2 protein-coding genes and 1 rRNA gene are annotated in these 12,366 nt (G+C 72.4%); all 3 read right to left on the reverse strand.

All coding sequences use genetic code 11. From position 1 onward, the window contains the following. Positions 1–146: 146 nt before the first annotated feature. Positions 147–6,752 carry an SNF2-related protein gene (locus ACLQ2U_RS22740; RefSeq protein ID WP_425752761.1) on the reverse strand — a complete coding sequence of 2,202 codons (6,606 nt, stop codon included), beginning with the start codon at positions 6,750–6,752 and terminating at the stop codon, positions 147–149. Then, complete coding sequence (locus ACLQ2U_RS22745; RefSeq protein WP_425752762.1) at positions 6,745–11,919, reverse strand: RecQ family ATP-dependent DNA helicase; 5,175 nt, start codon at positions 11,917–11,919, stop codon at positions 6,745–6,747. Before ACLQ2U_RS22745 ends, ACLQ2U_RS22740 begins: the two co-directional genes overlap by 8 nt. Positions 11,920–12,293: 374 nt before the next feature. After that, a 5S ribosomal RNA gene (gene rrf / locus ACLQ2U_RS22750) occupies positions 12,294–12,366 on the reverse strand; the annotation flags it as partial.

Raw genomic sequence — 12,366 nt, forward strand, 5'->3', positions numbered from 1 at the left:
GACGGCGGATCATCTGGTACGCCTGTCGGCGCGCGAACTGGTCGAGCTGGGAGGGCAGGCTCTCGTCGTCCAGGTAGAGCTGCGTCAGCTTGCCGTTGTCGTCATGCCCGCCACAAGATCACGTCCTCGATGCGCTCGGCCGCTGCTCATGAGATGTCGCCCAGCATGCGCCGGACCCTCAGCAACGCATCACCTTCCAGGGCCCCCGTGACCCGTCCGTCCTTGTCCCACCGCTCCAACGACCACCGGTCCTTGTCGCGGCGCACCGTGACCTGGACGTGCTTCCCGACGCTGTGCCAGACCGCTCCCCGCAGCGACACGCCGAACTTGCCCCGATCCAGCAGCCCCACCTTGCGAAGGTTCGCGCAGGCCGCGCACCGGCCGTCCGGTCCCGCCACGCAGCCGCCGCACAACCGTCCGCCACACAGGGCGCAGGGACGCGCGGCGTCGGGACACGCGGCGCAGGTCGCGGTCAGACAGGTGCTGCACACCTCCAGCCACCTCACCAGATGGTGCCGTCGACAGGCGGACGCCTGCTGGAGCTGCTCGCCGGTGACCGCGTCCGGCACGTAGCCGACGGTCTGTCCCGCCGGCACCTGGTACCGGACGCCGATCATGTCGCCGGCGGGCAGCTGCCACTGCTCCTCGACGCCGAGCCCGACGACCACGTCGACCTCGGCGATCCGATGGGCGGCCCACCGGGCACGCAGCTGCCGCACCGTCGGCTCCGGCAGGCCGGAGGCCGTCGTCGGGGCGGCGGGCCTGGCCTCGGGAGCGAACGCCGCCAGCGCGGCCGCCGACGAGAGCGCCGACCGGCGCGGCTGCCCGAACGGCTGTCGGGCGACCACAGGGAACGTACGACGGGCCAGCAGTCGCGCCCGCAGGACCATGGGCCCGCGAAGCTGGTCGACCGGCGTGTGGGCGACGACCGTCACCAACGCACGCTCGCCGAGCAACGCGACGCCGAGCGCAGCCCGCGACAGGTCCTCTTCAGCGTCCTCGCTGAGGGGGTGCCAGACCGGCTTCTCATCGCCCTGTCGCACCCCCAGCAGGGTGTGCCGTCCGACCGCGGCGATCACCGCCGTCCAGCCGTCCAGGGCAGCGGCGACGACGATCTCCGGCTCGGGGTGCCAGCCATCGCCCGCCCAGGTCGGCGCCGCGTCCGGCAGCTGCCAGTCCGCACGTTGCTCGAGGATCTTGCTCCCGACGGTCCGGCGGCGCACCAGGCCGTCGGCGGTGAGCGCCAGGATCGTCTCCGTGTGCTGCCGGCAGGCGCTGGCGACGGTGCGGACCGGCGGCGGCGGCGTGACGGCGGCGGTGAGCCGACGCACCGCCTGACGGCGGGCCGGCGGCGCCGGCGCCGGCACGGACACCTCCGCCACCCCACCGTGGAGGGCCGCGTCGAACGCGCCGGTGAGGTCGGCGTCCCAGGCTCCGGCGGAGGGCGACGCGGCCAGACCGGAGGTGTTGCCCGCGTGCCGGACGGCGTCGGTCTGCACGACCCACTGGAAGGTCGTGCTGTGGCTCCGGTCGAGCACCAGCCAGTCGGCGCGCCCCGGCGGCGTCCCGGCGCGGGCGGCGCGCAGGGTCACGTCACCGTGTCCGGCCAGGCGCGCCGCGCCGAGCCGTACCCGCAGCAGGTCCTCGTCGTCGGCGGTGACGGTCTCCCACCGGTGCAGCCCGGACGGCGAGACGACGGCGATCTCCGAACGGGTGGCGCCGTGCAGCACCGCCACCGTTCCGCCGTCGTCTTCACCGATGAGCACGGCGAGTCCGTCGGGGCACAGCTCGGCGGGTAGTGCGCTGATCTGGTCGCTGCTGGCCGGGGTGAGCTGCTGGCAGGTCAGGCAGACCGGGGACGGGCCGCAGGACCGGCAGACGTCACGGCCGCACAGCTGGCAGGCGTGGACCGGCAACTGCCGGGCGCATTCACCGCACGACCGGTCACCGCAGCGCGCACACCGGGTTTCCGCCACCGTGGACGGGTCGTTCGACCGGCAGGCGCCGCACGCGGGTCGCCGGCAGGACCGGCAGTCGGCGATGGCGCCGTCGTCACCGCAGCAGGGTCCGTGGACCCGGGAACAGACGGGACAGCCAGCGACCTGCTCGTGCTCGACGAGGTGCCCGCGGCTGTCCACATACACGTCGCCACCGGCGGTGTTCCCGTCCGCCAGGGTCACCGCGATCGTCTCGCCGGGCGCGACGAGGGTCCGCCCGTCGAGCAGCCGCGCGTCCAACGGCGGAGCCGGGGCGATCAGGTAGCGGCGGGTCGCGGCGCCGTGCGGGGAGCGCCACTGCTCGTCGACGGTGACGCAGTCGGCGGCGGAGACCGCAACGACCGGTTCGGCCAGGGCACCGAGCGCCTGGCGCAGGGCGTCGTCGTCGGTGGGCCGGGCCGCGCTGAACTCGCTCGCGGTGATGTCCGCGGAGAGGAACCCGGTCTCCGGGTCACCCGTGTCCTGCGCGACCAGCGTCCGGATGGTCTCGGCATTGCGTTCCACGGTGACGTCGGCCGCAGCCGGGCTGTAGCGCAGGTCGACGGCGGGCGGCGCGGTCCACGGGTGCCTGACGACGACGCGGTCCGCGGGCAGGCCCGCCGCCGCCACCGTCCGCGCGAGATGGTCCTCCGCCTGCACCGTCGCACCGGCGACCCCGGGGACGAACAGGGTGCTGCTGTGGGTGCCATTGGTGAGCAGGCACAGGTAGGAGCGGTGCAGGGCGTCGACCTCGACGCTGACCGGCCCCACCACGGTTTCCGCGACCGGCCGGCAGAACGGTGCCACCTCATGGCGGCTGACCTGCAGCGGCTCGCTGTCCTCCCGGGCGACCCGGGGTTCCCGGTCGCCGTCGTGCCACAACTCGCGGTAGACGAACTGTCCGTCGCGCAGATCGACCCGCCGTACCACCGCGAACGGCATCGCGGCGACGGCCGGAGCCGGCGGGGCTGGTTGCCGGCGACGCAGGTCGGCCAGCAGTGCGCTGAAGCCGGCCTCGTCCTCGGTCGTGACCGGCGGGCCGGTGAGCTCCGGCAGCACATCGACCAGACCGGGGTCGACGGCGGCGCTGCCGTCGGGCCGCCAGGTCCACCACACCGACGGTGCCACGTGCGCCCACACGCTGCCGGCGCTCAGGGCGCCCGGGCTGACCCTGGGGGCGGCCGCGACCAGGCCGGCGCCGGCGGGCAGCCGCAGCCGGTGGGCCAGCCCGCGGAGCCGGGCCCGCGCCGGGTCGTGGGCGTCCGCGGCGGGCACCAACGTGCGGCGGGTGCCGTCGGCGTCGACGAGCACCGCGTGGCGCTGCCCGACCAGCAGATGGGCCGACCCGCCGAGGCGCCAGCCGGTCTCCCAGTCGTTGTCCAGGTCGGCTGCCCGTTGCGGGCGGGCGCAGCTGCCACACAGTGGGCCACCGGAGCGGCACGTCCCACAGGCGGCGCGACCACAGCCGCGGCACGGCTGTACGGCCCGCTCCGGTCCGCAGGCACCGCACCAGTCGGTGTCGCAGGTCCGGCAGGACGACAGTGCCGACCGGTCGACGACGTGGGCGCCGCCGCACAGGCTCAGGGTGGCCAGCGGCTCGCCGGTGGCCTCACAGGTCAGGCCGTGGCGGGCGAGGTCGCCGGTCCACGGGTAGCGCAGCTCGCGGACGGTGCCGTTGTGGTGCTCCCAGCGTTCCACCACCACCAGTTGGTCCGAGCCGTGCATCTCGAGGGTGAGCAGTTCGGCGCGCAGTTCGGTGTCGGCGATCTTCGGGAGGGGTCTGCGGGCGGCTTCGATGGCGCGGGTGAGTTGGCGTTCCCGCTCGTACATGTCGGCGTACGACTGGGAGTCCCGTCGCTTGCGCCAGTCCTTCTGCGCCGACGCGAGCTGCTTCTCGAGGTTGGCGACGAGGGTCTCCTGCGCCTCCCGCTGCCGCCGCTGCTCGGCCTCCCTGGCCTCGCGCAGGGTGTGCCGCAGCTGCACGGCCGCCTGGCGGTCGACGACGTCGAGAACCTTGGGCTCGGACAGGGCCGCCGGCATGGCCGCGCCGTCTGGCAGCGGCACCCGGTTCCGGTCGGTGGCGACGACCGGACCGACGGCGACGGTGGCCAGCTGCTGGTTGCCGCTGGTGGCGCCCTCCTGCACCCGGTAGGTGGCGCGGGCGGCCCACTCGTCGGCCGGTTCGACGTGGCGTTTCACGAGCTGCACGTCCGGGCTGTGCGCGAGCGCCGGCGTCTGGTGCACCTCCGGGATGGCGGCCACGGTCCCCGCCAGGTCACCCCGGTCGCGCAGCACCTCCAGCAGTTCGTCGAACAGCTCGGAGCCGACGACGCACAGCTGCGCCTCCGGATGGTGGTCGAGGGCGGCGTTGGTGAAGGCGAGGAACAGCTCCCGGCGGCCCCCAAGCGCGGCGGCGAGGTCGTCGGGCAGGGTGGCGACGGTGAGCCCTTCGGACGGTTGGGTCAGCGTCGCCCCGGCCAGCGTCAGGAAACGGCCGACGAACCGTTCGAGGTCCTTCTGCCGGCGACGCGGACGTCCGGAGGCCTGCGGCAGCAGTTCCCGGGCCTCCGGTTGGGCGGCACGCTGGCGGCGCTCCTCCTGCCGTTGGGCGAGCCAGTCACTGAGCCCGGCGTCGGCGGTCATCATGGTCATGGCCCGACTGCGGGCCTGTTCCAGCTGGCTGCCCAGCTCGTCGAGCCGGCTCTGCATGCTGACGTCGCTCTTGGCGTAGAGGGCCTCCAGCACCCGGGTCTCCATGCTGGAGTCCTGGGTGCCCTCGAGCTCACCGAGGACCGTCACCACCTGGCCGAACAGCAGCTCGAACATGGCCAGCTTGTCGTGCAGCAGCCGGTAGACGGCCTCGTCGAGGGTGTCGCGGGCGAACAGGTTCGCGATGTGCACGTCACGGGTCTGGGTGAGCCGGTGCACCCGGCCGATGCGCTGCTCGACCCGCATCGGGTTCCACGGCAGGTCGTAGTTGAGCACGCAGTTGCTGACCTGGAGGTTCTGTCCCTCGGCCCCGGCGTCGGTGGAGACCAGGACCTGCGCGCGGCCGGAGCGGAAGTCCGCGACGGAAGCGCTGCGGGCGGCGTGCGTCATGCCGCCGTGGAAGGGCGCGGCGTTGATGCCGTCGGCGTCGAGCAGCCGCAGGATGCCGGTGAGGGTGTCGGTGTGCTGGGTGAACATGAGCACCCGACCGTGCTCGTCGAGCCAGCGGCGGACGACGTGCAGAGCGGTCTGCTCGCGGGAGGTGTGCCGGATGTCCCCGGCCAGGTGACCGATCTCGGTGAGGACCTGCTGCAACTGCCGGTCCGATTGCCGCTCGGCCATCCGCAGGGCGCTGCGCGACACCGCCTGCGGGGAGGCGGTCAACCGCAGCGCGAGCTGCCGGCGGCGCATCGTGTCGGCCGGTCCGGTCATCCGGTGCCGCAGCGTGTGCAGCAGCAGGTCGTACAGCTGACGCTCCGGCGGGGTCAGCACCACACCGTGGTCCTGCGGAGGCATCCGGTGCACCCGGTCGACCCCGGCCTGCTGCCGGGTGGTGCGCACCACCACACTGCTGATCAGCTTGCGCAGCTCGACGGCGTTGACGGGCCGACGTGGATCGTCCCGGTCCACGAACCGGCGGGAGAAGTCGTACTCGGAGTCGAACGTGCCGGGACGCAGCAGCTCCACCAGCCGGTACAGCTCCAGCAGGTTGTTCTGCACCGGTGTGGCCGACAGGAACAGCGCGCGGGGCGCCTTCGCGACGAGGCCGCCGACGGCCTCACGGGTGCGTTTCGCGCCCGCGCCGGACAGGCGGTGGGCTTCGTCGACGATGACCAGATCGAAGCGCCTGCGGAACTTCTCGACGTTCCGCAGCAGCAGTTGCAGGGTCATGATGACCCGGTCCTGGTCGAAGGCCGTGGCGTCCTGTCCGCTGGCCACCACGGTGAAGTCCTCGTCGAACTTCTCCCGCAGCTCGTCGCGCCACTGGTCGCGCAGCGGGGCCGGACAGATGATCAGGACCCGTTGGGCGAGGCCGCGCAGCATCAGCTCCTTGAGGACCAGGCCCGCCTCGACGGTCTTGCCGAGACCGACCTCGTCGGCGAGGATGCCCCGCCCACCCATGCGGGTCAGCACCGTACGGGCCGCCGCCTCCTGATGCGGCATGTGCTCGATGTGCGCGGCGTCGATCGCGAGCAGCTCGTCGAACTGGTCCAGGGTCGCCAGCCGCTCCCCTTCCAGCCGCATCTCGACCGCCTCGGCCGGGTCCCAGCCACGGTCCTTCAGCGCGCCCACAACGTGGGTACGGGCGCTCTTGAGGAAGCCGATCTCACCCTGCCAGGCGTACTCCTCGCGCTGGCGCAGCCGGTAGCGGCCGCCGCTGCTCGCCCGGCGCTGCGGCCGCGCGGCGGACCGGGCCGAGGCCGCCCCACTGGCCACCGGAGTACGCGGCCCGGAGGTGACAGCGCCGGGGAGCCGGGCGGCCGACGACAGGCGGACCCCCGGGGCGGAGACGACGATCCGCAGGGCATCACCGCCCCGCCGCTCGAGCCGCAGCAGCCCACCCACCCGCGCGGTGTCCTGCAGGTACTCGGCCAGCGCCTCCCCGTGCAGCCGCCGGCGGCCGGCGACCCACGCCACCGGCAACGACTCGTCGTCCGCCACCACCGTCAGATCGGCGGAATGGCTGGGGAGCCCCAACCGGGTCTGCTCCGCCGGCCCGAGGGAAATCTCCCCGTTCTCCAACAGCTCCGCGGTGATGACCCGCTCGACGTTGACCAATTCACCCACGCCGGCCCCCCAACCGTTCCCGCCCGGCATCCGTGATCGCCAGACTCGTGTAACTCCTGCTGTCGGTGCGGACGTCGTCGCGCACGAGCAGCCCCTCGGCGACCAGCCGCGCGGCCGCCTCGTCCCAGCGCCGGTCAGCGCCGCGGACATACCGCAGAGCACCGAACTGGGGGCAGCGGCGCAGCCCCGCCCCGATCGGGTGACCCCCCGCCAGCATCTCCGCTCCCAGCACGGCCACCTTCAGCCCGACCTCCCCGTAGCGGCCGGAGCGCAGCGTCGACGCCCACGCCACCGCCTGCAGGACGGTGAGCTCCACGTTGACCAGCTGCTCCGGGTCCGGCACGGCCGAAGCTGGAAGATCATGCCATGCCGCCCGTCCACCACATCCGTCGCACGCCTCGCGCTGGCTGCCGCAGGTGTAGGCGGGGAATCCGAAGTACCGCACGATCGTCGCGCGACGGCAGCCGGTGCCGCCGACGTAGGAGATGACGGCCTGCAGCTGTTCGCGCTGCCAGGCGTTCCACCGTCGGATCTCCCGCGCCAACACGGCCGTGTCCACCTCAGCGGCCAGCAGCCGCAGGCGGCGGTAGCGCTGCGACGAGGAGAACGTGATGAGCCGGTCGAGAGACCAGGCGACCAGGTCACGTTCCAGCTCGTCGGGGTCGATGCCGTGTTCCTGTTCGAGCCGGTCGAAGTCGATGCGGCTGCCGACCTGCGGCCGCATCCGCAGCAGCACCGACATGTGCCGGAACCGGCGCCGCTGCTGCTGGTCCTCCGGCTCCCGCACCCCGACGTGCACGGTGCCGCGCGCCGAACAGTCCGGCAGCTGTTCCACCGCGCCGGCGCGTTCCAACCAGCCCAGCAACACGTTGAGCTCGTCGGCCTCCACGCCGACCGCCTCAGCCAGAGCCTCCGGGTCGAACACCACGTCCTCGCCACGACGGCGTTGCTCGCCCAGCAGCGCCAGCACCCGGCGGGACTGGGCGAGTCGGTCGGAATCCGCGGTGTCGGCCACGTGGGCGCGTCGTCGGGCGATGTCGCCGCCGCTGTAGAGCAGGACGCACTCGCCACGCAGGTGCTCGGCGCGGGCGGCCCGCCCGGCCTCCTGCACGTAGGCGTCCAGCGACTCGGGCAGGTCGTAGTGCACCACCCAGCCGACGTCCGGCTTGTTCACCCCCATGCCGAAGGCCTTGGTGGCGACGATGATCTGCGTGGTGCCGGCGAGGAAGTCGTCCTGGACGGTCTCGCGCTGCTCCGGCACCATCCCCGCGTGGTAGTGACGGGCCGCCATCCCCGCGCGCCGCAGCAGCGCCGCGATCTCCTCGGTGACGGCCCGTCGTGACGCGTACACGATGCCGGGCGTGGAACCCATGGCGGTGGCGATGCGGAGCAGTTCCCGGGCACGTTCCCGTTCACCGGTGACCTTGGTGACCTGGAAACGCAGGTTCGGACGGTCCGACGGCCGGCTGACGATGACCGGGTCCCGCAGCTCCAGGGTGGCGACGACGTCCTGCACCACCGGCGGGGTGGCGGTGGCCGTCAACGCCATCCGCGGAGCGCGGTCGAGGTGGGCGACGGCCCGGGACACCTGGCGGAACTCCGGCCGGAAGTCGTGGCCCCAGTCGCTGACGCAGTGCGCCTCGTCGACGACCAGGCCGGCGAGGTCCTGTCGCTCCAACGCCACCCGCAACACCGGATCCCGCACCAGACGCTCCGGTGACACGTACAGCAGCCGTACCTTTCCCGCGGCGAGGTCCCGCAGGATCTCGTTGCGGACGGTGGCGGGAGTGCTGCCGGTGATGCCCTGGACACCGCGCAGCCCGCGCCGACCCCGAAGGTCATCCAACTGGTCCTTGATCAACGCAACGAGCGGACTGACGACCACCGTCGCGCGGTCCTGCGGGCGCAGCAGGGCCGGCAGTTGGAAACAGAGCGACTTACCGGTACCGGTGGGCAGAACGCCGACCGTGTCGGCGCCGGCGAGGTGGGCCAGCATCAGCCGCAGCTGAGGCTCCCGCAGCTCCCGCACCCCGAACAACAGGCGAGCGCCTTCACGGAGCTTCGGCTCCGGGTCCTCCCCCGGCACCAGGCGCAACCGCTGCACGACGGCGTCGACCTCGCTGCCGGCCAGCGCCAACGCGGCGGTCAGGTCCGGCTCCTCGCCCGTGACGAAGCGCAGGGCGAAGCGCCAGGCGTCGTCGCGGTCGACGGCGTGGTGCAGCCGCGGGCCGGGCAACGTCGACAGCAGCAGCCGGTTGGCGCTGCTGGGTGACTGCATGCGTCGGTCGCAGATGAGCGCGACACCCCGGTCGGTCTCACTGCGGATCAACCGACCGAACCCCTGCGCCAGCAACACCGCCGTCTTCGGCACCACGTAGTCCAGGAAGGGATCCCCGCCGCGGTCGGCGATCGCCCGGGCCCGGGCGCTGACCACGGCATCGTCCGGGTGCGGGTACGGCGGCTTCTCGACGACCAGGTAGCTCAGGGTGTCGCCCGGCGCGTCGAAGCCCTGCCAGTAGGAGCGCAGGCCGTACACCACGCTGCCGGGTTCGGCGCGGAACCGATCCGAGATCTCCGCACGACCGGCCTCACCCTGTACGAGCAGTCGGACCCCCCGCTCGGCCAGGGCGTCGCCCTGTCGCCCCCGCACCAGGTCGGCGACGGCCTGCATGCGCCGGCGGGCCGCGAACAGGGTCATCGACCGGCCGCCGGTCAGCGACAACAGTCCGACCTGGTCGCGGGCCAGTTCCTCGACGAACTCGCGCTCCTGGCTGGGCACCGGAACGGGCAGGTGACTGGTGAGCACCACCGCCGACTGCGCCGCGTAGTCGAACGGGCTGGACAATTGCCGGCCGTCGAACACCCCTGGCTCGCTGCTGCCCCGCTCCACCTGGATTCCCAGCCGTGAGGCGACGTAGTCGAAGGTGTCGCCGGTGGTGAGGGTGGCACTGGTCAGGGTGACGCTGCGGGCGGGACGCACCACGGCATCGGCGAAGGCCGGGCCGACGTCGATGGGGATGCACTCGAACGTCCAGTCCGCCAGCACGTCCGCGCTCTCCTGGCCCGACGGCATGCCCGGCGTGGTCTCGGCCGACAGCCGGTACACCCACAGGTGTTCGTCGGGGAGATCCCGCAGCCGACCCAACACCTCGCCCGCGTCCCTGACCGTGTGGATCAGTCCGGCGAGCCGGGTGGCCACGCTTCTGAGCAGCGACGAGGCGCCGCCGTCGGCCTCGGCCAGACGCGCCCGGACCGCGGTCTCCACCCCGGTGAGTTCGCCGTTCAGCTCGCGCAGGGCGCGACCGGTCCGGTGGACCTCCTCGACGAGTCGCCGATACTCAGGGCGACCGTGGACGACGCCGCTGCGGGGCACGGCGGAGCGGGCCGCACCGCCGTACTCGTGCAGGTAGCTCTGGACGGTCGCGGTCAGGGTGTCGCAGTCGCGCCGTAGCTGCCGCGCCATGGCCGGCAGCTGACGTCCGACGCGCAGGTCAATGCCTGAGGCAACGAGTCGGCGCAGTTGACGGTCCAGTCCGAAGCGTCCGTCGAGCCGTGCGGCGAGGGCGAGCAGCTCGCGTCGGCTGACGACCTCCGTCCACGCGGCCGTCAGCGAATCCTCCAGCTCGTGCGCCTCATCGAACACGAGGTCGCCAGCGCCGTCCGCGAGCACGTCCCCCGGACTCCGTTGTCCCTGTTGGGCCAGCTTGGCCCAGGTGGCGACCAGTGCGTGATTGACGGACAGGACACCGGGGCGCTCCCGCAGACCGGCGAGCCGGGAGTACAGAGGACACTTCGCCGCCCATGCGCACCGCTGCCGCTCGCAGGACCGGGCGTCGGTTCGCAGCGTGTCCCGCGCCGTCCGGTACGGCGTGCGGCTCGCGACCAGGTCGGCGTCGCTGATGTCGTCCCACACACCGGTCTCACTGACGGCGAGGCCACGGATGGCGACGGCCAGCGCCAACCAGTGATCCGCTTCCTTGTCGTCCGGGCCGTCGAGAGCAGCTCCGATCTCGCGGGGGCAGATGTAGTTGGAGACACCGAAGATCTGGCGCAGTGGGGCGGAGAAGAGCCCTTCCTCGCGAAGGCGGGCCACGTCCCGCCGCAGCTGCTGCTGCAGCACCTTGGTGGCGGTGGCGACCACGACCGGTCGGGTCTCGCCGCTGGCGCGTCCAGCGGCGGGGGTGAGATAGGCCAGCGACTTGCCCGTGCCGGTGGGCGCCTCGACGGCGAGCAGACCGCCTGAGTCGAGGACCTCGGCAACCGCGGTGGACATCTCCCGCTGAGACGGGCGGGCCGCGTAGCCACGTTCGGTCAGGCGCCCGAAGACCCCCCGCACCGCCTCGACCGCGGACCGGTAGCTCGTACCCCTGGGCTCGAGCAGCGGATCCGGCCTGCAGACGAGACCGTCACGGACGCTGTCCGGCGGTGGAGCATCGGGCAGCAGACGCGCCACGTCCGAACCCGCCACCGCGAGGCAGGCGCGAGCAAGATGCCAGGACGAATCAGAAGGGTCGACCTGGGCCATGACGGCCCGCAGGCACCCCGCCACGGCCAGCGCTTCACCGCGCAGGTCATCGGTCTCTCGTACGACGTCCAGCGCCGCACACAGCTCACCCAGCCGGGCACTCGGCCTGGTCGGCTCCTGAAGCAGCGCCAGCAGCCGCAGGTCGACCCGTACCTCAGGGAGGGCGGCCGAGACGCCGGCGGGCAGTTTCGACCAGTCCAGGGCGTGGCCCACGACGCCGCGAGCCCCAGCGGTGAACCGTCGAACCTGCGCGATCTGATCGCCACCTGCCGGGAAGATCTGGCACTGCCCGTCGCGCATCAGTGCCACCGCGAGGTCCCCCGCCGGGGACGGTCCGGAGACGACAGCGATCTCGGTCAGTGCGATCGTCCTCGGCGGGATCACCGCCCGCCACGCCGGCGCGATCGGCGGAACCGGGCGGTGCGCCGGCTCGCTGTCGGAAGCCGTCACGGACTGCCGGGGAAGGCCGAGCTTGCCCTGCTCGTCGAGGACGAAGGCATGCGGGAAACGCTCGGGCAGCTTTGCCAGTCGTGAAGCGGCCAGGACGATCCCGCTGTCCCGCAGGACGGTGGAAACATCCTCAGGGGACAGTGGCCCCCGCTGCAGCAACAGATCACTGACCGCCATGAGATTCGGCGGCATGACACCAGACACCATGTACTTCCCAGACCCCCCGTACCGCCCCGACGCTTCGGCAGCTGAGGGCCGGGTCTGAGTCCGGCACCGTGAAGCGGGCCTTACCATCCACCGTCTCGGCCCTTGTCCGAACCTCACCCGCCGACGCACCTGACGCAGGACCGTCTGACCTGGCACAGGAGCCGTGAGCAGGCCAAACCTAGCCAGACGAGTGGTCGACGCGGAACCCCCCGATGGGCTTTCTTCGTGTTGACCTTCGGCTGAACTGCTGCCTGAAGGACTTACTGGAAAGGTCTCGACCCCTGCGGCAAGTGCGCGATTCGACAAGGGGGGAAACGCATTCAGGGCCACCCCGAAGGGTGGCCCTGAATGGAATGATTGTCCGGCGGCGTCCTACTCTCCCACACCCTCACGAGTGCAGTACCATCGGCGCTGGAGGGCTTAGCTTCCGGG

The organism is Micromonospora sp. DT47 (genome assembly GCF_049844475.1).
Lineage (GTDB): Bacteria > Actinomycetota > Actinomycetes > Mycobacteriales > Micromonosporaceae > Micromonospora.

Excerpts from the sequence above, each read along its gene's own strand:
- ACLQ2U_RS22745 (WP_425752762.1), bottom strand. The coding sequence starts at position 11,919 with ATGCCGCCGAATCTCATGGCGGTCAGTGATCTGTTGCTGCAGCGGGGG.